Origin of the sequence: Cryptosporangium aurantiacum (genome assembly GCF_900143005.1) — a bacterium.
GTDB classification, from domain to species: Bacteria; Actinomycetota; Actinomycetes; order Mycobacteriales; family Cryptosporangiaceae; genus Cryptosporangium; species Cryptosporangium aurantiacum.
On the sequence record NZ_FRCS01000001.1, the window covers coordinates 1,368,969 to 1,389,441 of the forward strand.

The following is a 20,473-nucleotide window of genomic DNA, read 5'->3' on the forward strand; positions in this document are numbered from 1 at the left end:
CGCGTCGCTCAGGGGGTGTTCGTCGGAACCTTGTGGGGACGCCACGTGGTCGCGAGCAGCAGCGCGGTTCCGCCGAGACCGGCGAGGACCGCGATCGCGATCCCGGCCAGCCCGGTGATCTCGACGCCGAGCGCGTGGTCGAGCGAGATCCGGCCCGGTCCGATCGCCGCGAGGCCCGCCGAGACCACCGCGATCAGCAGCACGTACTCGTACCCGTCGCGGAACACGAAGAAGCCGTTCGGACGGTGCGCGACGATCGCGGCGACGGCCATCACGCCGATCGTCGCGGCGCAGGCCAGTGGCGTCAGTAGCCCGACGATCAGGCCGAGGCCGGCGGCGATTTCGGTGACGACGCTGGCCCAGGCTTGGAAGACGCCGGGGCGCAGGCCCAGGCTCTCGAACCAGCCGGCCGTCCCGGCGATCTTGCCGCCGCCGAGCCAGTGGTTCCAGCCGTGCATCAGCAGCGTGGCGCCGAGGCTCAGACGGATCAGCAGCAGGCCGACGTCCACCCAGTTCATCGCGGAACCCCGGGGGAGAGAACGTTCATGGGCGCCCTCTGTTCAATCGATCGAAATATTGACGACCATCTAATCATATGAGTGACTGGAGGTGCGCCGGAGCGGCGTCCTGAGCGAGTGCGGGAGGCGGGATGACAGCGGTGCGGAGCGCAGCCCGGCCGTTGCGGGCGGTCGCCGACGGGGGCGGCGCACGCCGCGCCCGGCCGGAAGCGGACGCGTGGCGGCCGCCGGAGCTCGACCAGCTCGTTCGTGCGCTGAACCTCTGGAGGGTCGGCACGGGACACTTCCTGGCGATGGCCGCGGATCCCGACTGGCCCTCGTTCCCCGGCCCGCAGCTCGTCGCGGCCCTGGTGACCGCCGCCGAGCGCAGCGTGCCGGGCTCCCGGGTGCGGCTGGTCTCGTGGTCACCCGGTGCGCCGCCGTCGGCCCGCCGGTCGGTGCGGGTGTCGGTCGACGCGCTTTCCCGCGGGCCGTCCGGGGACGTGACCGCGGAACTGACCGTCGACCAGCGCGACTCCGCCCGTGGCCCGCGGCGCAGGCACGGTCACGCGGTCGTGCTGCTGACCCCGGGCGGTGGTTCGACCGGTGCGGTGGTGGGCCGGGGGTCGGTGGGTACGGGGGAAACCGTGGCGGGTGGTCTGGTGCCCGCGGAGCTGCCCGCGCTGCTCGCCGCCGGAGACCTGGACCGTCGGCTGCCGATGGATCCGACCACCGGACGGGCGTTGCTGGCGTACCTCGGTGCGGCCCTCACCGCGCCGCCGGGCTGTTCCCCGTACCCCTGCGGTCCGAGCGGGGCGCGCGCCACCGTCCTGGCGTCGACGGTCGCGTTCCTGGCGGACGCCGGGCCGGGTGTCGGCCTCGCGCTCGGGCGGCCCGGGGTCGCCGCGGGGGCGGGCGAGGCGCCGAGCGAGGGGCACGCGCACGCGATGACCGAGTTCCGGACGCCCAGCGGCGTCCCGGTCGTCCAGACGTCGCAGGCGCTCGTCCTGGCGCCGTAACAAGACGGCCGCTGACCGGCGATCCCGCTTCCCGCAGACCTTCCGGTAGACTTTTCGGGTCGGTACCGGGGCGGCCTGCTGCCCGGTTCGAGATCGAGCTGGGAGGGTCACCATGCCGTCCGCGCCAGGCAAGGCGGAGAAGTCGGCACGGGCGCGGCGTCCGCGCGGCTCGATCAACCCCGCCGACATCATCGCGGGAGCGTTCGACTTCTTCCGGGACACGCCGGTCGAGCAGTGGAGCATTCCGCAGCTCGCCGCGCACCTCGACGTCGGCGTCACCAGCATCTACTGGTACTTCCGCACGAAGCGGGAGCTGGTCGCCGCGATGACCGAGGCGGCGCTGTCGTCGTTCTACGAGCGCATGCCGCCGCTGCGCGGGGACGACTGGGAAGGGCTGCTGCGCAACTTCTTCCTCGACTACCACCGTCTGCTGGCCGCCGACGACCTGGCGTGCGACCTGATCGTGCGGCAGATCGGGGCGTCCGGCGACGAGACGACCGCGCGGTCGTGGCCGCGGGCCCAGGAGCTGTTCACCGCGCTCGCCGACGCCGGGCTGCCCGACCCGATCGTGCAGCACGCGTTCTTCACGCTGTCGGTCTACACCCAGGGGTTCCTGCTGGTGGAGCGGAAGGGCAGGCACGCGCCGCCGCTGAACGCCGCGGGGTCCGACGACCCGTCGAGCGAGCTCGAGTTCGGCATCACGAACATCCTCCGCGGCCTGCGCCCCCTGCTGGAAACCCCGGCCCCGGCCCAGGCGCAGTCCGCCTGACGCGAAACTGGCCTCTAAGCCGCGCTTAGAGGCCAGTTTCGCGTCACGTCAGATGTTGAAGCGCTGGGCGGCGTCGATGCGGATCGTCGTGCCGTTCAGGTAGTCGTTGTCGACGATGGACAGGGCGAGCTTCGCGTACTCGTCGGGCTCGCCGAGCCGCTTCGGGTTCGGGATGTTGCTGCCGAACCGCTCCTGCGCCTGCTCCTTCGTCATCGCGCCGTACGCGGGTGTGTAGAACACGCCCGGCGCGATGCACATCACCCGGACACCCACCGGCGCCAGGTCACGCGACGCGGTCAGCGTCATCCCGATGACGCCGCCCTTCGCCGCGGAGTAGTCCGACTGCCCGACCTGCCCCTCGAACCCCGCGATGCTGGCGGTGGTGATCACGACGCCACGCTGACCGGAGTCCAGCGGCTCGTTCTTCGCCATCGCCGCTGCGGCCTTGCTGAGCACGTGGTACGTCCCGACCAGGAAGATCTCGACGGTCCGCCGGAACGTCGCGGTCGGGTACGGCTCGCCCTGCCGGTTGATGATCCGACGGCCGGCCGCCGGCCCACCGTGCACGATGACGTTCGTACGGAGCGGTCCCAGCTCGACCGCCGACGCGACCGCGGCGTCGACCGACTCCTCGCTGGTGACGTCGGTGTGGACGTAGAGCGCGTTGTCGCCCAGCTCCGCGGCGAGCGCCTTGCCGTTCTCCTCGGCGAGGTCGGCGATGACCACACTGGCACCGGCGGCATGGAGGCGGCGCACGGTAGCCGCGCCGAACCCTCCCGCTCCGCCGACGACGAGTGCAGACGATCCGGTCAGCTCCACGGGTATCTCCTTCGATGATCCGAGCGTGTCAACGTGGCCCATCGCACGTGAGAACTGGGGCGGGGCATCTTCTCGGCACGCTGCCCGCAGCCTACTGTTGGCTTACCGGTAAACGCTACAGTTACGCCGCCCGGAGAGTTCCCAAGAAGAGGTGGAGCATGGCGCAGCCCGTCATCGTCAGCGCGGCCCGGACCGCGATCGGCACCGCGCGGAAGGGGACGCTGGCGCAGACGCCCGCCGAGGACCTCGCGACCGCGATCCTCACCGAGACCGTGCGGCGGTCGGGGATCGATCCGGAGCGGGTGGATGACGTCATCTTCGCCGAGTCGCTGTACGGCGGCGGCGACGTCGCCCGGTACGCGGCCGTGGTGGCCGGCATGACCGGCGTGCCCGGCCTGGCCGTCAACCGGCACTGCACCGGCAGCCTCTCGTCGATCGGGCTGGCCGCGGCCGGCGTCGCCAGCGGGATGGAGAAGATCGTGGTGGCCGGGGGAGTGCAGGCCTCCTCGCTCTCGCCGCGTCTCAAGCGCCGCGTGCCCGGCACCGTGGACGAGGTCGAGAACTGGTACCCGGGGACGCACCCGAACACGGCCGAGGCGCCGAACACGGACATGTCGATCACCGTGGGCTGGAACACCGCGCAGGAGTTCGGGCTCACCCGCGAAGACCTGGACGCCTGGGCGCTGCGGTCGCACCAGCGAGCCGTCGCCGCGATCGACGCCGGCAAGTTCGTCGACGAGATCGTGCCGATCAAGGTGTCGACGCTCGACGGCTCGGTCGTCGAGTTCGCGGTCGACGAGCACCCCCGGCGCGACACCAGCGCGGAGCGGCTCGCGTCGCTGAAGGTGCTGCACCCGGAGATCCCCGGTTTCTCGATCACCGCGGGCAACGCGAGCGGCACCAACGACGCCGCGGCGGCCGTCACGGTCACCGGCGCCGAGCTGGCCGCGGCCGAGGGGATCGAGACGCTGGCGACGGTCCGGGCCTGGGCGTCGGTCGGACTCGACCCGAAGCGGACCGGCGTCGGCGCGCTGCGGGCGATCGAGAAGGTCCTCGACCGCGCCGGTCTGACGACCGGCGACGTGAAGCTGTGGGAGATCAACGAGGCGTTCGCGTCGGTGCCGGTCGCGGCCTGCCGCCACTTCGGTCTGGACGAGGAGACCGTGAACTTCTCCGGCAGCGGCTGCAGCCTGGGGCACCCGATCGCCGCGTCGGGCGCGCGGATGGTGGCCACGCTGATCCACGAACTCCGCCGCACCGGCGGCGGGATCGGCGTCGCCGCGATGTGCGCCGGTGGTGGTCAGGGCGGAGCCTTGGTCATCGAGGTCTGATCGCGGGCCAGGCGGCCGACCCACGTGCCGGATGGGTCGGCCCGCCCGTGCGCTACCGGCCGAAGCCGAATTCGCCGGCCTTGCACCCGTCCAGGAACGCTCGCCACGCCGGGTGGGCGAACGCGAGGACCGGACCGTGTCCGTGGTCCTTCGTGTCCCGGACGCCGACCGCGGCAGGTGCCGTGCCGACCTCCACGCAGTTGCCGTCGGTGCCGCTCCTGGTGGATTTGCGCCATCGGGCGCCGCTCACGTCGAGCTCAGGTTCGAGCGGGCTCATTCCGTACCTCCCTCTCCGATTCCAACTCCTCCATCGCACCGGCGATCATCGCTGCTGACGCCTCCGGGCTCAGTGCCTGCCTGGACAAACAGTCGACAACAGCGCGATACCGGTCTGTTTCCTCTCGTGTTTCCATATACAGGGCGTTTACCGGATTCTCGCCATAGGCGATCTCGCCGGGCGCGTCGCCCAGATGGTCGAACGACAGGAGGACGAAGGGGCCGGTCGCCGCCGCGGCGTGCGGACCAGCGGAGAAGGGGATGACCTGGATCGTGACGTTGGGCCACTCGCTCGCGGTGAGGAGGCGCTCCAGTTGCGTCCGCATGGCGTCCGCCTGGGCGATCGGCCGGCGGATCACCGCCTCGTCGAGGAAAGCCAGTAGCTCGGCAGGGCGATCCCGGCGCAGGATGCGCTGCCGTTCCATCCGTAACTGCACCCGCTCGCGGACGTCCTCCTCGGTCAGGTCGACCGCGGGCGCCCCGGCGAGGATGACCTCCCGGGCATACCCCGGCGTCTGCAGCAGGCCGGGCACCACGCAGGACTCGAACGTCACCACGCGCCGGGCGTCCCGTTCGAGGTCGAGGAACATGCCGAACTGGTAGGTCGCGAACCACGACAGGCGCTGGGTGACGCCCCGGCTGCCGGCCTCCTGTGCGAGCCGGACGAGCTGGTTCTTGGTGTCCTCGTCGACCCCGTAGACCTCGCACAGCCCGCGGATCTCGTGCGCGCGCAGCTTCCGCTTCCCGCCGGCCAGCCACCGGGCGACGGTCGAACCGTCGACCCCCACCTCGGCGCCGATCAGATCGGTGGAACGCCCGTCGGCCCGGTGGAGACGCTGCAGGGTCGAGAGGAGCATGCGCCGGGCGAGAGTGGGGCTGACTTCGTCCACGAACGACGTCCCTTCACGTGTGCGTCCCGTTTGCAGTCTTGCATTTTGGGTTCTCGAATTGAGCGCAAGAACTGGTATTGCGTCAGCGCACTTCGAGGGTTGCGAAGTGTGAATTCGCGGTTCATATTCAGACGAAGTCCAGCCATACGGGGCCCGTCGCCGGTCGGGTGTCCGTCTGGATCTCACGAAGGCCGTGGGCGCGACGGTCGTCGAAGTGTCGCCGCGCCCGGGTCAGCGGGACGGGAGCGTGTGTCATGGCAGCGAACGGGAACCGGCAAGACCCGCGATCGAACGGGGCGTCCGGGTGGCACCGTCGGTACGTGGCCGACGACGTCGAGACGGCGCGGGCGTTGATCGCCGAGCACGTGGTCGACCCGGCGAACAGCCGGTACTGCGGATCGGCCACCCACATTTATCCCGGTGAGTGGCCGTGTTACCGCCGCAGCTGGGCGGAGCTGGTGCTGCGGGCCGAGGCCCGCGGAGAGATCGACGACCTCCGCGAGCCGGCCTAGGTCGGCTCGCGGCCGGACCGGTCAGCGGCCCAGGGACTCGCAGCCGGTCTCGTCCGGCAGCAGCGGACGGAACATCAGCGACCAGCGTCGGCCCTCGTACGTCCAGGGTGTCGCGGCGTTGGCGGACGCGGCGTCGGCGAGCACGGTCCGGACCGCCGCGCCGGTAGTGAGCGCGCAGCTCACGTCGGCGGGACCGACCACGCGGCCGGGAAGAGCGGCGCCGCGCCAGGCGCGGGCGGGCTGGGGATTCTCCGGGTCGGTGTTGGCGTAGGCGGTGACGATCGTCGCGATCGCGGCCGGCTGGTACCGCTGCTCGCCGGATCCGCTGGCCGGGTCGGAGAGCGTCGCCAGCAGCCCGCGCATCCGGGCGCGGGCCTCGCGCTGCGCAGCGGTGAGGCTCTGGTCGGTCTCCATGGCCTCGCTGAGCGCGTAGACCTCGGCGGTGAGCGTGCGGCCACCCTCGACGAGCGTGAACCGGGTGGTGGTCGCGTCGGCGACCCCGGGGGTGCCGTAGTCCGTCGGCGAGCCGACCCCGGCGCGGCGGGCCGCGGCGACCAGCCGGTCGACCTCGGTGCGGCTGATCGTGCGGACCAGCAGGTTCGGCAGCGCGGGGCCGGGGTAGATCGCGATCTGCGGACCCTCGGTGATGACCCGGCCGTCGGCGTAGATGCTCACGGTGGGCAACCGCCCGTAGGTGAACGTCGCAGGCACGAAGCCGCCGGTCGATTCGGCGCGGAGTACCAGGGTGTCAGAGGACACGGGCTGCTCCGACGTGCGCGGAGCGGTACTCGCCTGGGGCGTGACCTCGGCGGTGGCGGTTGGGCCGCACGCCGTCGCCAGCAGGACGAGTCCGAGAAGTGCTGTCCGAATTATCCGCGTTCTGGCCATGATCATAGGACGGTAGCGCCAAGCGATCGGTTCCCTGCGGAGGCTGCACGTTTAGATTCCAGCAGACCGCCGCCACCTCGCAGCCGACGAGCACCCGCCTAGCAGACGAGCACCGCCGAAGTGCCGGCGATCGCGGACGCCGCGCAGGCCGCCGCGACCGGCCACGCCCAGCGGCGCCACCAGGCGGCGCGCCGGGCTAAGTGCGGCGGAACGTCGTCGCCGACGAGGCGCAGCCCGACCGCGAGCCAGGCGGCGATGACGCCCATCAGCGCGGCCGCCACGATCCAGGGAACCATGATTGCCTCCTCGGGGAGGTGTGAGCCGAACGCCGCGACTCGTCCAGCTCACACCCCGTCTACACCACTACTGCTGCCACCAGATAGACGTTGAGCGCGACGATCAGCGTCCCGACCGTGTATCCGGCGTACCGCGTTCCGGCCCGGTTCACCAGGTCATCTCCCATCAATCTCCGATCACCGGTGAAGCGCAGCAGCGGGAAGATCGCGAACGGGACCCCGAACGACAGCGCGACCTGGCTCAGCACCAGCGCGGTCGTCGGATCGACGCCGAGCAGCAGGATGACCAGCGCCGGCAGCACCGAGACCGTCCGCCGCAGCCAGAGCGGGATCGACCGCCGGATGAACCCCTGCATGACGACCTGCCCGCTGTACACCCCGACCGCCGACGCCGCGAGGCTGGAGGTCAGTAGCGCGATGCCGAACACCAGCGCGGTCGTATCCCCGGCCACCGCTCCGAACCCGGCGTGAGCCTCCTCCAGGGACTCCGCCGCCGACAGCGACGTCGCGCCGAGCAGGATCGCCACGTTCACCGACCCGGCGATGGCCAGCGCCAGCACCACGTCGGTCAGCGTCGCCCGCGCCGCCGCACGCCGCCGGCGCGGGCTCGGCCGCAACGACTGGGTCAGCGCCGAGTGCAGGTAGATCGCGTGCGGCATCACGGTCGCGCCGACGATGCCCACCGAGAGCAGCACGCTGTCGGTCCCGGCGAACCGCGGCACCAGCCCACCGGCCGCCTCACCGGCGGAGATCCCGGCGCGCAGCGTCTGGTATGCGAACGCCGCGACGAGGATCCCGAGCATCGACGCGATCACGGCCTCGAACGGACGGCGTCCCCGCTGTTGCGCGGCCAGGATCACGAGCATCCCGCCGACTGTCAGCACCGCACCCACCGTCGGCGGGATTCCGAACAGCAGGTTCAACGCGACCGCGCCGCCGACGACCTCGGCCAGGTCGGTCATGATCACGACGAACTCGGCCTGCACCCAGAGCAGCAGCGTCGCCCACCGCGGGTACCGCTCCCGGCACGTCTCGGCGAGGCTCCACCCGGTCGCCAGCCCGAGCTTGCCGGACAGGTACTGGACGAGCATCGCGGCGAGGTTGGCGACGACGATCACCCACAGGAGCGTGAACCCGTACTCCGCCCCGGCGGTGACGTTCGTCGCCAGGTTGCCCGGGTCGACGTACGCCACCGCCGCGACGAACGCGGGGCCGAGGTATCGCACTGCGTTCCGGCCGGGGCCGACTCGTACCCCCACCGGGCCCGGGCCGTGGACGAGGAGCGCGGCCGGACCCGGATCTCGACGCATGAACATCGATCAGTAGATGTTCGACGGACGCACCATGCCCTCGGCGAGATCACCGAAACCCGGTGCGACGATCGCGCCCGGATTCTGGACGATCTCCTCCACCACCAGCGTCTCGGTGGTGAGCAGGAGGGCCGCGACCGAGGCCGCACTCTGCAGCGCGGACCGGGTCACCTTGAGCGGGTCGATCACCCCGTCCGCGACCAGGTCGCCGTACTCGCCGGTCAGCGCGTTGAAACCCTCGCTCCCGGACAGCGAGCCCACTCGGGAGACCACGGTGTCTCCGTCGTACCCGGCGTTGATCGCGATCCACCGCAGCGGCTCGGCGAGCGCCCGCAGCACGAGGTCCCGTCCGACCGCAGCGTCCCCGGTCAGGTCCAGCGGCCCCACCGAGCGCCCGGCGTGCACCAGTGCGACGCCGCCGCCGGCGACCACGCCCTCCTCGATCGCGGCCCGGGTCGCCGAGAGCGAGTCCTCGACGCGGTGCTGCAGCTCCTTGAGCTCCACGCCGGTCGCGGCGCCGACGTGGATCACCGCGACGCTGCCCGACAGCCGCGCCATCCGCAGCTGCAGGTGGTCCTGGTCGTGTTCGTTGTCGGTGCGGTCCAGCTCGCTCTTCAGCTGCTCGATCCGCGCCGACACCGCGGCCTCGTCCCCGGCGCCGCCGACGATCGTCGTGAACGACTCGGTCACCGTGATCCGCGCGCACGTTCCGAGCTGGTCGAGCCGGAGCGACGACACGTCCTGACCGGCGTCGCCGGTGATCACCGCACCGCCGGTGATCGCGGCCAGGTCCTCGAGTTCGGCCAGCCGGCGGTGGCCGAACCCGGGGGCACGCACGACGACGCTGCGGAACGTGTCGTGGACGTTGTTCGCGACGAGCATCCCGAGCGCGGGCCCGTCCACGGTCTCGGCGAAGATCACCAGCGGGCGCTGGGTCCGCGTCACCAGCTCCAGGACCGGCATCAGCGTCTGCACCTGGGTGAGTCGCTCGTTGGTGAGCAGGATGTACGGACGTTCCAGCACGGTCTCCATGCGCTGTTTGTCGGTGGCCATGTACGGCGAGATGAAGCCGTGGTCCAGCTCGACGCCGTCCACGAAGTCGACGTCCAGACCGAACGTCGGCGATTCGTCGACGGTCACCACACCCGCGGGGCCGACCCGGTCCATCGCGCGGGCGATGATCGCCCCGATCTCCGGGTCGTTGTTCGCGGCCAGCGTCGCGACGTGCGCCAGCTCCTGCACGGTGGTCACCGGCCTGGCGTCCGTACGCAGCGCGTCGACGACGGCGGCGACCGTGCGCTGAATGCCGGTCTTCAGGAACATCGGGTTCGCGCCGTCCTCGACGGCCTTCAAACCCTCCCGCACCAGCGCCTGGGCCAGCACGGTCGCGGTCGTCGTGCCGTCGCCCGCGACCCCGTTGGTCTTCATCGCGACTTCCTTGACCAGCTGCGCGCCCATGTTCGCGAACGGGTCGCGGAGCTGGATCTCCCGCGCGATCGTCACACCGTCGTTGGTGATCGTCGGCGGCCCGGTCAGCTTCTCGATCACCGCGTTCCGGCCCTTCGGGCCGAGCGTCACCTTCACCGCGTCGGCGAGAGCGTTCACCCCGGCTTCCAACAGCTGCCGCGCGTCTGCGCTGAACCGCAGGTCCTTGGCCATCGAAGAACCCTCCTCAGGGGACGAGAATGGCGCGGCCGCGGACCTCGCCCTTGTCCAGGTCGTCGAGTGCGCGGGTGTACTCGGCCAGCGGGTACTTGTGCGTGTGCAGGGTGACCGAGCCCTGGGCGGCCAGCACCATCAGCTCGGCCAGGTCCGTGTACGAGCCGACCAGGTTGCCGACGAAGTTGATCTCGGTCGAGATGATGTCGATCGTCGGGACGCGCAGCTCGCCGCCGTACCCGATCACGTAGTAGTTGCCCGCCCGCCGCAGCATGCCGACGCCGGCCTCGATCGCGCCGCCCTCGCCGACGAAGTCCAGCACCGCTTCGGCGCCCTCGCCGCCGGTCAGGTCGCGGACGGCGTCCACCTCGCTGCCGTCGGACGCCACGATGTGCGCCGCGCCGAGCTGCTCGGCCAGGCCCAGGGCCTCCCAGGAGCGGTCGACGACGATGATCTCGTTCGGGGTCAGCGCGCGCAGGACCTGGATGCCGATGTGGCCGAGGCCGCCGGCGCCGATCACGACGACCTTCTGGCCGGGGCGGAGTGCGGTGGCCGCTTTGCGGGCGGCGTGATAGGCCGTGAGACCCGCGTCGGCCAGCGCAGCGACGTCGGCGGGCTGCAGTGAGTGGTCAAGCTTGACCACCGCGCGGGCGTTCGTCTTCAGGAGGTCCGCGTAACCGCCGTCGCTGTCGATACCGGGGAACCGCGCGTTCGCGCAGTGGACGTCGTCGCCCAGCCGGCAGGCCGGGCAGAGGCCGCAGGTCGCCAGCGGGTGCAGGATCACCGGGTCACCGACGGCCACGTTCGTGACCGCGTCGCCGATCGCGTGGACCCAGCCGGCGTTCTCGTGGCCGAGCGTGTAGGGCAGCGTGACGCCCGACTTCTCGGCCCACTGGCCCTCGATGATGTGCAGGTCGGTGCGGCAGACGCCGGCTCCGCCGATCCGGACGACGACGTCCAGCGGGCCGGTGACCGTCGGCTCGGGCACCTCGGCGAGCGTCGGGGTGGCGTCGTAGCGGGGTAGTTGGACGGCTCTCATCTCAGTCGCTCCCGTCGCGGTGGGGGGTGGCTAGCTCTCGGGATAGCGGGTGGCCAGCAGCCCGCTGCAGTACTGCGTGTTGGCGTCGATGCTGACCCGGACGGCCTTGGCGAAGCGCAATCGAAGGGGGACGTCGGCCGCGGCGATCGGGGTGCCGTCCTCGTCGACCAGCAGGCGGGCGTCCGGGTCGGTGGGGAGCCCGAGGCCGGCGCGGCGCCGGAGCAGACCATCGGTCTCGGGCGAGCGGGGGAGCGCGCCGAGCCGGACGTCCGGCAGGTCGTCGAGCGTCCGGCCGGCCGCCAGCAGACCGCGGCACGCCCGCTCCAGCGCGGCCTGGTGCGCTTTGCGCCGGAAGGTGCGCCGCAACTCGGCCAGCTCGTCGACGGCCTCACCCGGGAACGTCTCCTGGAACCCGGCGCGCCGGGCGGCACCGGCGTTGATCTCGTCGGCCGCGAAGTGGTCCTCCAGCCGGACCTCGGCGCCGACGACGCCGGGCACGGCCTCCACCGCGTCCAGCGCGTCGACCACCATCAGGTACGCGAAGTTCGGTGCGCAGAAGTACGTGGGCAGCCGGAGCCGGATCCGGACGTGCCCGCCGGACACCTCGCAGGAGCTGACGAACTTCAGCTCGGTGATCGGACGGTCCAGCTCGGGATCCCGGACCGACGCCAGCGCGGCGTAGACCCGGTCGCGGACGGCGCGCTCCCCGGCGTCCGAATGACTGTGGGTGAAGGGAGACGGCCCGACGGCGGGCACCACCCCGTCCGGGGCGGCCGTAGCCGCCCCGGACCGGGTCGTGCTCATTCGGCGCCCGCCGTGGCGGCTCTGGTCGTCGGGCTCGGCGCCGCGGCCTCGTTGGCCGCGCCGGACCCGTTGCCGACCGCGACCTCCGCGGGCACCTTGAGGTCGTAGAGCCGGGCGGCGTTCAGACCGAGGATCTTGCGCTTGATGTCCGGCGTGAGGACGCCGTACTCGGACTGCATGTCCTCCGGGATCTGGAAGTCGACGAACTTCTCGACCAGCCAGTTCGGCTGCCAGATCGCGTAGTCGCTGGCGAACGTGAGGTTGTCCTCGCCGACCCAGTACAGCAGCTCGCCGAGGACCTGGGCGAAGTACCGCGGCCGGGTATGGATGAACGGCATCACGACCGCGAGCCCGCCGAGGACGTTCGTCTCCTGGGTGGCGATCCAGCAGAAGTCCTCGAGCCGGGGGAGCCCGCAGTGCTCGATGATGAACGTGAGGCCGGGGAACTCGGTGGCGGCATCGTCCACGTCCGCGACGTCGAACGCGTCCCGGTTGAGCGGGTAGATCGTCGGGCCCTTGTGCACGTGGATGTTCGTGATCCCGAGTTCCTGGCACTTCTCCAGATACCGGTAGGCCCACGGGTCGGACAGTTTCCAGCCTTTCGATTCGCCCTTCCACTCGGCCGTGTAGAGCTTGACGCCGCGCAGGTTCCACCGGGACGCCAGCTCTTCGAGCGCGCGCAGGCCGTTCTCGCCGTCCCGCGGGTCGAACGCGCCGTTCACGATGAGCCGCTCCGGGTACTTCTCGGCCAGCACTCCGTTCCGCTCGGTCGTGTTGAAGCCGTTCTTGTAGAAGTCGGTCAGGTACGTCGGCTGGAAGATGCCGACGTCGACGTAGCCGACCTCGAACAGGTCGTGCACCAGGTCGTCCTCGGAGTACTTGCCGAACTTCTCCAGCGGCCAGTGGTACTGCTCCGGCGAGAGGTTGCGGTGGTAGTCGTAGAAACAGGCCGTGAAACCGGTTCCGTAGCGGTTGCGCTGGTTGTCCGGCCCGCCGTCCCAGAAGTGGATGTGCGAGTCGACGATGTAGTAGTTCTCTCCGTCTTTGGAATACATGTCAGCTCACCGGTGTCAGGTCGAAGTCGATGTATTCGGCGGCGTCCTCGGGGTTGGCGAACAGCATCGTGCGGTCGTCGAGGTGGACCATCCGCCCGTAGTGGGTGGACATGATTTCCTCGAAGTCCGACTGGTCGAATTCGAATCCGATCGCTTCGCCGATCTCGTCGTAGTCGAACGTCAGCACCCGCGCGCCGTCGACACGGATCATCGACGGGTATTCCGAGACCGTGACGCCGTCCTTGGTGCGCATCACGTCGGCGACCACGTAGCCGTTCTGGTTGTTCATCAGCGTGACGCCGGCCATGTTGGACGAGGTGGGGTTGGCGGCGAACTTCGACGGCGCGGTCACGGCGTCAGCTCCTTGGGTTCGTCGAGTCCGAGTTCCTCCAGCACCGTGCGGAAGCTGCCGGTCGCCGCGTGCCAGGACTCGGCGAACGTCACCGCTTTCTCCGGGATCTGCGACCAGATCGGCTGGAGTTCGTGCGCGGCCCGGACGCTGACCGGCACCCAGGCGGCGAGCCAGCCGTTGAGCACGTCCCGGTTGTGGGCTGCGTGCACGTCGTCGGCCACGAGCATCCGGTAGAGGACCCGGGTGTACCGCAGGTCCCGGTCGTAGTCGTGCTCGCCGGCGCCGACCAGCGTCGGCGTCACGTAGTCGCCGTTCCGGGCCGCGACCTGCATCACCAGGTGGCTGCGGAACAGCGCGCCGACCAGTTGCTCGAAGACGATGTTCGCGGCGAACAGCGACTCGGCCCAGTCCCGGATCGCGGTGAGCCGCTCGACGTTCTCCCGGACCGGCTGCCAGACGGGTTCTTGCTGCCAGGCGGCCTTGTGCGCCTTACCGTCGAACGGCAGATCCGACTCGGACAGGTCCAGGTTGTACAGCGCCAGGTCCTGGGCGAAGCGGAGCTTGTGCGCGCTGTTCACCGCGATCGCGTTGTTGATCATGTTCGTCGGCGCCGACCGCTGCTCGGAGAGGAACACGTGCATGCCCAGACCGTGCTCGGCGTGCATCCACGCGCCGAGGTGACGTTCGATGAACTGCGTCCACGCCGGGGCCCAGGCCCGGTAGGCGTGCGCCTTCTTCGCGTTCGCCAGGTTCAGCGAGATCTGCCGGACGACGTTGCTGTTGTTCCGGTAGATCGTCTGCTCCCACTCCTCGTTCGGGTCGAGGAACTGGTGCCAGTCGGACGACTTGAGCGCCGTCCACTCCTGCGGATAGCCGCCCGGTCCGTCGGCGAAGCCGTAGATCCAGCCCTGGGTCAGGTGCCGCTCCGGGTCGGGCTGGACGTCGAGCGTGACGTCCTCGTAGACGGTCGCGCGCAGCTTGCGGGGCGTGAAGTAGTTGTACGAGCGGCTGGTGGAGCCGGGGAACGTGCGGAGACCGGCCTCGGCGCCGGTGAACTCCGGCTTCGGGAAGCTGCGCTGGGTGGTTTCGGTCATCTTCAGCCTCATTCCGTTGGGCCGGTGAGCGTGAACTTGTCGTAGAAGACCTGCTCGGAGGGGACCGACCGGCTCTCCAGCAGCGCCAGGCCGGCGTCGATCATCGGCGGGGGTCCGCACAGGTAGACGTCGCGGTCGTCCAGGTCCGGCTCGCGCCGGTCGAGCACCGTGGTGACCAGCCCGGTCTCGCCGTCCCAGTCGTCCGGCCACGACTCCGACAGGCAGGGGACGAACCGGAAGTTCTCCAGGTCGGCTCCGATCGCCTCGATCTCCGCGGCGCAGATCAGGTCGGCCGCGGTCCGGGCGCCGTAGTAGTACACGGCGCCCCGTTCGGTGCGGCTCTCCACCATCTGGCGCAGCAGGGCGAGGATCGGCGCCATCCCCGCGCCGCCGCCGACGAACACCAGCGGTCGGTCGGAGCTGACGCGGAGCGTGAACGTGCCGTACGGGCCGGTCGCGGTGAGCCGGTCGCCCACCGCAAGGCCGTCCTGCAGCAGACCGGAGAAGCGGCCGCCGGGATAGCGCTTGATGAAGAACTCCAGGTCGCCGCTGGTGTTCGCCATCGAGAACGAACGGTGGTCCGACGTTCCGGGGATCGTCAGGTCGACGTACTGCCCGGGGTGGAACCGAAACAACTCGGGGTCGTCCAGCCGCAGCCGGAGCCGGGTGATGTCCGGTGCGACGTCCTCCAGCGACTCGACCCTCGTCTCGAACGTCACCACCGGTAGCCCTGACCGGATCATGTCCTCGTCGAAGTTGAGCAGCTCCACCTCGAGGTCGCTGTACGCGTGCGACCGGCAGAGCAGGACGTAGCCCTCCTCACTCTCGTAGTCGGCGAGGGCGAACGTGGAGTAGCGATCCATCTGCAGGTCGCCGTCGAGCAGGAACGACTTGCAGGCCGAGCACTGTCCCTCCTTGCAGCCGTGCATGAGCATCACGCCCTGCCGGAACGCGGCGTTCAGCACGGTTTCGTCCTCGTCGACGTCGATCTCCAACCCGACCGGTTCGAACCGGACGCGGTGTTTCTCTCCCATGTGCGTCCTCCCGCCGCGGCCGGGCTCTCGCCCGGCCGCGGCGTTTGCCTAGGCCGGCGTGGTGTTGGGGTTCGCGCGGTACGCGGAGACGTGGGCCTCGCGCTCGGCGTCGCTCATCGCGTTGAGCGCGATGTTCGGGCTACCGAACGGGATGCCGCGGACGTCGTCGAGCGTCCAGAGCTTCGCCGGGTCGTCGAGGTCGAGGTGCGGCTGCGGGACCAGCGTCTTCCCGTCGTCGCGGACGTAACCGAGGTCGGTGATGATGTCGGCCAGGTCCCAGCCGTCGTAGAGCGTCTCCCACTCGCGCTTGCCGGTGAGACGGCCCATGTTCGGCGTCGGACGGCCCTGGTACTCGGGGCGGAACGCCTCCTTGTCGGTCCAGGCGCAGGTCTCCGAGCAGTACGTCCGCCACTGGCCATCGACCTTGTCGACCACCATGTCCTCGCGGATCAGGCACGGCACCATGCAGGACCAGCACCGGTGCGGGTACTCGTAGCCGACGTCCTCGAACGCGATCGGCTTGTTCTTCCCCGGGTAGCGCAGCCGGTTGTAGGACTCCCACCAGCGGCCGAACTGGTTGTACCAACCCGGGTACTTGTCCTCGAACCACTCGAAGTCCACGTCGGTCATCGGGTCGATCCGCCAGTAGTTGACCGGCCAGCCGGTCGCGAAGAACTGCGCGACGCGGTGGACGTAGAACTTGTTGTAGATCCGGTTCCAGGCCTCCTCGACCAGGTCGTGCGGGATGACCAGGCCGTACTTCTCCAGCGGGATGAGGTAGCTGCGGTAGTAGTCGTCGTAGATCCAGCGGCGCCACATCTCGGCGTAGCTGTCCCGGTCCTTCCGGCGGTCCTTGCTGCCGTACTCGATGAACGTGCCGATCGCGGCGTCGACCACCGCGTGGTTGTTCCACCAGGCGTAGCGCAGGTCGCGCTCGAGCAGCGGCCGGTTGCGTTCGTCGGCCAGCGCCATCAGCAGGATCGAGTAGCCGTTGCTGATGTGCCGCGACTCGTCGGACTGCACGGAGTGGAACACGGTCGGCAGCAGGTAGTCGCCGTTCGCCGCGGCCTCCGACGGCATCGCCACGAACAGCGTGTTCGTGAACGCGGTCTCGGCGACGACCGTGAGGTAGACGTTCGCCGCGGTGATCGCGTCCCCGGTGATGAACCCCTCGCCGAACTGGCGGCCGATCGTCCCGCAGTAGCTGTTCGAGAACGCCTTCTCCGAGATGTCGAACCCGGCCGGGTCGATGTAGTGGTTCATGTAGAGGCGCTTGAGGTTCATCTGGATGGTCGAGTGCCGGACCTCGTCGATCATCTGGACGGCGAGGCCGTTGTGGACCTCAGGGTTCGGCACGGCGTCGATCGCCATCGGCATCGCGCGGGCCGCCGAGATCTCCGGGAACGGGATGATCGACAGGAACAGCTTCTGCCACTCCATCCACCGCTCTTGGACCTGGCGGAACATGTTGCCGCGGATCGCACCGTCCATCGCGCCGAAGACGCGGTTGTCCTTCTCCTCCTCCATCGGGAAGTACGACCGGAGAATCTGCTTGAGCGGGTCCTTCTTCGGCGCCTTCTCGAACGTGTAGTCGGTCCCGAACCGCTTGGCGGGCGTGGCGAACGTCGGTTCCCAGGACAACTCGGTGATCTTGCGGTGCGCCTTGCTCAGACTCTGTCGGCTCATGCGGGGTGCTCCCTCGGACGCGTGGGGTCTCCGAGCGGCGTCGCGGTTCGGCCCGTCGGGGGCCGCCGTTCCGGATGCCTGATTCCAACGCCGATCCGCGGTGACGCAGGTCTCAACTTGAGACGCGTCGGGGGCTCCGCGTCCCCTAGGCTCGGTGACAACCACGACACATCCGCGTCCGTGTTGGCAGCGGCGCGCCGCCGTCCGCGCGGACCGTGACGGCGGGAGGCGAGTTCAACGATGAAGCACGCCTTCAGCGGCCCGGTGACTCCCGCGGACCCTCGCCTCGGGGGTGAGCGGGAACGGTTCTGGGCGTCCTCGGGAGCCCGCCCGCGTGGGGTGAGGGACACGATCGCGGCGTCCTGGACGCGATCGCGGCGGTGGTCGGTCGCCCCGGACGGTGTGACTCCGACCTACACTGCCCACCCCGACGTGGACAGCCCGCTGGCCCGCTGCGCGCGGGTCGTGTTGTCCTCGGTGCAGGAGAGCCTGAACGGCAGCGCGGTGAGCCTGATCCTCACCGACCGGGACGGCGTCGTGCTCGACCGCCGCACCGACGACACCAGCCTGGTGCGCTACCTCGACCGGGTGCAGCTCGCCCCGGGGTTCAGCTACGCCGAGCAGGAGGTCGGCACCAACGGGATCGGCACCGCGCTGGAGAGCGGCCAGCCGACCGAGGTCTGGGGCCAGGAGCACTACACCGGCGTGCTCGACACGCTCGGCTGCGCCGGCGTTCCGGTGCGCCACCCGGTGAGCGGCCAGACCGTCGGCCTGCTCGACCTGACCTGCTGGAACAAGGACGCGGGCCCGCTGCTGCTGGCGATGGCGAAAAGCGCGGCGTCGCTGATAGAACAGGAATTGTTGCGGGAGAGCGGGCGGCGCGAGCTGGACCTGTTCGGCGAGTATCTGCGGGCCTGCCGCCGCAGCACCGCGATCGTGCTGGCGGTCAACCCCGACCTCGTGATGATGAACGACAACGCCCGGCACCTGCTCGCACCCGAGGACCAGGCCGTGTTGATCGCGGTCTCCGCCGAGGCCGCCGAGCGGGGCAAACAGACTTCGACGATCGTCGAGCTGCCCAGCGGCGGCCGGGCCCGGTTGCTCTGCTCGCCGGTGGTGAGCGGCGACGGCACGGCGGGCGGCGTCTCGCGGATCCGGCTGGAACGCGCGCTCGACCATCCCACCGCAGGCCGGGGCGTGCTCACGCAGTCGCTGCCCGGGCTGGCCGGTACCGGCGGGCTCTGGGTGCTGGCCTGCGAGGAGATCCGCAACCACTACCTGCACCGCGAATGGGTGACGATCTGCGGCGAGCCCGGTGTCGGCAAACAGGCCGTGGCCGCCTCGCTGCACCGGCTGTACCACCCCGAGCGGCCGATGCGCGTCGTCGACCTCGCCCAGCGCTACACCGAGGACGAGCTACTGACGACCGTCCGGATCGCACTCGACCAGCTCCGCGGCGGCACGCTCGTGCTCCGGCACCTGCACGCGCTGCGGGGGAGACCCCGAGAGTCGCTGGCCAACCTGCTGCACCGGCACCGCGCGGAGCCACGCGCCGGCTGGGTGGTGGCGACCGGCACCCCGCCCGCGGTTACCGGCCGCGACGCGCTGCTCAGCTGCTTCCCCGCCTCGGTGGAGCTGCCGCCGCTGCGGCATCATGCCGAGGACATCGCGCAGATCGTCCCGATGCTCCTCGGTCGGCTGGCGACGGGCCGGGACCTGACCGTCTCCGGTCAGGCAATGCAACTACTCATGCGGACGCCTTGGCCGGGCAACATCGCGGAGCTGGTGGACACGCTGCGAACCGTCGTCGCGCACCGCCGTGCCGGCACGATCGAGGCGGCGGACCTGCCTGCCAACTGTCACACGATCTCCGGGCGGCTGCTCAATCCGCTCGAGTCGATGGAGCGAGACGCGATCGTGGCGGCGCTGCGGGCGTTCGGCGGTAATCGTTCGAAGGCGGCGGCGTCGTTGTCGATGTCCCGCGCCACGATCTACCGGAAAATTCAGCACTACCGCATCGACGTCCCGTCGTAGGCCGTGGGCGCGCACCGAGGAATTCGGTATTCAATGGCGTCGGCCGGAATGAACCATCACGCTGGCGCGGTGACCGCAGCGAAATACCAGATCCGCGCCCTCCACGACGCCACGACGGTCACCGTCTATCAGGCGTACTCGCCGGAGATCGGACTGCCCGCTGCCGCTGTGGGGAGCTTTCCCTCCAGATGGAAGCGCGACCGGATGACCTGGATCAAGCCGTCATTCCTGTGGATGATGTACCGCTGCGGATGGGGAACCAAGGCGGGCCAGGAAACCGTCCTCGCCGTCCGGATCACCCGGCAGGGCTTCGACTGGTGCCTCGCCCAGGCATGCCTCTCCCACTACCAACCCGGCCTGCACACCGATCGGGCCGGCTGGCGACGCGACCTGAAGCGGGCGCCGACGCGCGTCCAGTGGGATCCCGAACGTGACCTCCATCTGAAGCCGCTTCCGCAACGCTCCCTCCAACTAGGTCTGGCCGGCGAGGCCGCGCAGCGTTACGCCGACGAGTGGATCGTGTCGATCACCGACGTCACGGAGCGGGCACGAGAAATCCAGCGCCTCATCCGCAGCGGAGACGACCGGGCCGCCGAGCAACTGCTGCCGGACGAACAGCCCTATCCGGCCGCCGACGGCCTCCTCGATCGGCTGGTTCCCCGCCGGCCGTGAAGCAGCACCCGGAGGCGCGCGATCCGCTCTCCCGCGGCGTGTGCCACCTGCGAAGTCGGCTACGGTCCTCGCATGCGTGAGGTTGTGCGAGGGCGGCGCGACGACACCGAACGCGCCGGTGCCTGAGTCGCGGTGGGGGCGGGAGTCGTGACCTCCGAGGGGCGGAAGGCCGGTCGTGCCGCGGTCGGCTATGGCTTGCTCGCGTTATTTGTCGCGCTCGACACCCTGGGCGAGTTTCCGGAAGGCCGCTTCATGTGGCGATCCGCGGCCGGATTCCTTCTCGCGGCACTGGCGCTGGAGCGCGCGGTCGACAGTTTCCGGCGCTGGCGCACGGACCGCACCGATTACGCGCCGGGAGACGGCCATCGCTGATCCTGGAGACCGGTAACCCACCGGCCGAAGGGGGCGCGGGTCGCGGTGTCACCCATCCCGGCGGG

22 protein-coding genes are annotated in these 20,473 nt (G+C 70.2%); 7 read left to right on the top strand and 15 right to left on the bottom strand.

What is annotated here, in order from left to right; translation table 11 throughout:
• Window positions 1-8 precede the first annotated feature (8 nt).
• Window positions 9-518: a DoxX family protein gene (locus BUB75_RS06060; protein WP_073252227.1), complete on the bottom strand. Its 510-nt coding sequence runs from the start codon at window positions 516-518 to the stop codon at window positions 9-11.
• Between the two features lie 131 nt (window positions 519-649).
• Here BUB75_RS06060 and BUB75_RS06065 point away from each other — a divergent pair, with 131 nt between their 5' ends.
• Window positions 650-1,516, top strand: a complete 867-nt coding sequence (locus BUB75_RS06065; protein WP_073252229.1) for a hypothetical protein — start codon at window positions 650-652, stop codon at window positions 1,514-1,516.
• Between the two features lie 112 nt (window positions 1,517-1,628).
• The gene (locus BUB75_RS06070) at window positions 1,629-2,285 is read left to right on the top strand and encodes a TetR/AcrR family transcriptional regulator (RefSeq protein ID WP_073252232.1); all 657 of its coding nucleotides are present in this window, start codon (window positions 1,629-1,631) and stop codon (window positions 2,283-2,285) included.
• A 48-nt stretch (window positions 2,286-2,333) separates the two neighbouring features.
• On the opposite strand, the gene BUB75_RS06075 is transcribed toward BUB75_RS06070, so the two are convergent.
• A complete protein-coding gene (locus BUB75_RS06075; protein ID WP_073252234.1) occupies window positions 2,334-3,104 on the bottom strand; it encodes an SDR family NAD(P)-dependent oxidoreductase in 771 nt (256 codons plus the stop codon).
• A 158-nt stretch (window positions 3,105-3,262) separates the two neighbouring features.
• On the opposite strand from BUB75_RS06075, the gene BUB75_RS06080 reads away from it, so the two are divergent.
• On the top strand, window positions 3,263-4,435 hold the full coding sequence (locus BUB75_RS06080) for a thiolase family protein (protein WP_073252236.1): 1,173 nt from the start codon (window positions 3,263-3,265) through the stop codon (window positions 4,433-4,435).
• Window positions 4,436-4,487: 52 nt separating this feature from the next.
• Here BUB75_RS06080 and BUB75_RS06085 read toward each other — a convergent pair whose 3' ends face one another.
• Window positions 4,488-4,712 carry a DUF397 domain-containing protein gene (locus BUB75_RS06085; protein WP_073252238.1) on the bottom strand — a complete coding sequence of 75 codons (225 nt, stop codon included), beginning with the start codon at window positions 4,710-4,712 and terminating at the stop codon, window positions 4,488-4,490.
• Window positions 4,693-5,601: a DUF5753 domain-containing protein gene (locus tag BUB75_RS06090; RefSeq protein WP_073252240.1), complete on the bottom strand. Its 909-nt coding sequence runs from the start codon at window positions 5,599-5,601 to the stop codon at window positions 4,693-4,695. The genes BUB75_RS06085 and BUB75_RS06090 overlap by 20 nt, the downstream gene beginning before the upstream one ends.
• A gap of 320 nt (window positions 5,602-5,921) precedes the next feature.
• Between BUB75_RS06090 and BUB75_RS06095 the strand changes: the two genes are divergently transcribed.
• The gene (locus tag BUB75_RS06095) at window positions 5,922-6,113 is read left to right on the top strand and encodes a hypothetical protein (protein ID WP_143175035.1); all 192 of its coding nucleotides are present in this window, start codon (window positions 5,922-5,924) and stop codon (window positions 6,111-6,113) included.
• 21 nt (window positions 6,114-6,134) lie between these two features.
• On the opposite strand, the gene BUB75_RS06100 is transcribed toward BUB75_RS06095, so the two are convergent.
• The 11 genes from BUB75_RS06100 to BUB75_RS06150 all read right to left on the bottom strand — a co-directional run bounded on the left by BUB75_RS06100 (window position 6,135) and on the right by BUB75_RS06150 (window position 17,330).
• Window positions 6,135-6,872 carry a hypothetical protein gene (locus tag BUB75_RS06100; RefSeq protein WP_084740245.1) on the bottom strand — a complete coding sequence of 246 codons (738 nt, stop codon included), beginning with the start codon at window positions 6,870-6,872 and terminating at the stop codon, window positions 6,135-6,137.
• A 227-nt stretch (window positions 6,873-7,099) separates the two neighbouring features.
• Entirely contained in the window at window positions 7,100-7,297 is a 198-nt protein-coding gene (locus BUB75_RS06105; RefSeq protein WP_073252247.1) for a hypothetical protein, read from the bottom strand.
• 59 nt (window positions 7,298-7,356) lie between these two features.
• Complete coding sequence (locus BUB75_RS06110; RefSeq protein ID WP_084740363.1) at window positions 7,357-8,607, bottom strand: Nramp family divalent metal transporter; 1,251 nt, start codon at window positions 8,605-8,607, stop codon at window positions 7,357-7,359.
• 9 nt (window positions 8,608-8,616) lie between these two features.
• Window positions 8,617-10,266: a chaperonin GroEL gene (gene groL / locus BUB75_RS06115; protein WP_073252249.1), complete on the bottom strand. Its 1,650-nt coding sequence runs from the start codon at window positions 10,264-10,266 to the stop codon at window positions 8,617-8,619.
• A gap of 13 nt (window positions 10,267-10,279) precedes the next feature.
• Window positions 10,280-11,305, bottom strand: a complete 1,026-nt coding sequence (locus BUB75_RS06120) for an NAD(P)-dependent alcohol dehydrogenase (RefSeq protein ID WP_073252251.1) — start codon at window positions 11,303-11,305, stop codon at window positions 10,280-10,282.
• Between the two features lie 30 nt (window positions 11,306-11,335).
• Window positions 11,336-12,109, bottom strand: a complete 774-nt coding sequence (locus BUB75_RS06125) for an iron-sulfur cluster assembly protein (RefSeq protein WP_084740246.1) — start codon at window positions 12,107-12,109, stop codon at window positions 11,336-11,338.
• A complete protein-coding gene (locus tag BUB75_RS06130; protein ID WP_073252253.1) occupies window positions 12,106-13,164 on the bottom strand; it encodes an amidohydrolase family protein in 1,059 nt (352 codons plus the stop codon). The genes BUB75_RS06125 and BUB75_RS06130 overlap by 4 nt, the downstream gene beginning before the upstream one ends.
• A gap of 1 nt (window position 13,165) precedes the next feature.
• Window positions 13,166-13,516 carry a propane 2-monooxygenase effector subunit MimD gene (gene mimD, locus BUB75_RS06135; protein WP_218617316.1) on the bottom strand — a complete coding sequence of 117 codons (351 nt, stop codon included), beginning with the start codon at window positions 13,514-13,516 and terminating at the stop codon, window positions 13,166-13,168.
• Window positions 13,513-14,610: an aromatic/alkene monooxygenase hydroxylase subunit beta gene (locus tag BUB75_RS06140; protein ID WP_073252872.1), complete on the bottom strand. Its 1,098-nt coding sequence runs from the start codon at window positions 14,608-14,610 to the stop codon at window positions 13,513-13,515. The genes mimD and BUB75_RS06140 overlap by 4 nt, the downstream gene beginning before the upstream one ends.
• A gap of 8 nt (window positions 14,611-14,618) precedes the next feature.
• Window positions 14,619-15,644 carry an FAD-binding oxidoreductase gene (locus tag BUB75_RS06145; RefSeq protein ID WP_073252255.1) on the bottom strand — a complete coding sequence of 342 codons (1,026 nt, stop codon included), beginning with the start codon at window positions 15,642-15,644 and terminating at the stop codon, window positions 14,619-14,621.
• A gap of 48 nt (window positions 15,645-15,692) precedes the next feature.
• Window positions 15,693-17,330, bottom strand: coding sequence for a ferritin family protein (locus tag BUB75_RS06150; protein WP_073252257.1), 1,638 nt, complete (start codon window positions 17,328-17,330; stop codon window positions 15,693-15,695).
• A 432-nt stretch (window positions 17,331-17,762) separates the two neighbouring features.
• On the opposite strand from BUB75_RS06150, the gene BUB75_RS06155 reads away from it, so the two are divergent.
• The 3 genes from BUB75_RS06155 (at window position 17,763) to BUB75_RS06165 (ending at window position 20,408) form a co-directional block, all read left to right on the top strand.
• Window positions 17,763-19,364, top strand: coding sequence for a sigma-54-dependent Fis family transcriptional regulator (locus BUB75_RS06155; protein WP_178379772.1), 1,602 nt, complete (start codon window positions 17,763-17,765; stop codon window positions 19,362-19,364).
• Between the two features lie 33 nt (window positions 19,365-19,397).
• The gene (locus BUB75_RS06160) at window positions 19,398-20,036 is read left to right on the top strand and encodes a DUF4291 domain-containing protein (protein ID WP_425430857.1); all 639 of its coding nucleotides are present in this window, start codon (window positions 19,398-19,400) and stop codon (window positions 20,034-20,036) included.
• A 147-nt stretch (window positions 20,037-20,183) separates the two neighbouring features.
• Complete coding sequence (locus BUB75_RS06165; protein WP_073252261.1) at window positions 20,184-20,408, top strand: hypothetical protein; 225 nt, start codon at window positions 20,184-20,186, stop codon at window positions 20,406-20,408.
• Window positions 20,409-20,473 lie beyond the last annotated feature (65 nt).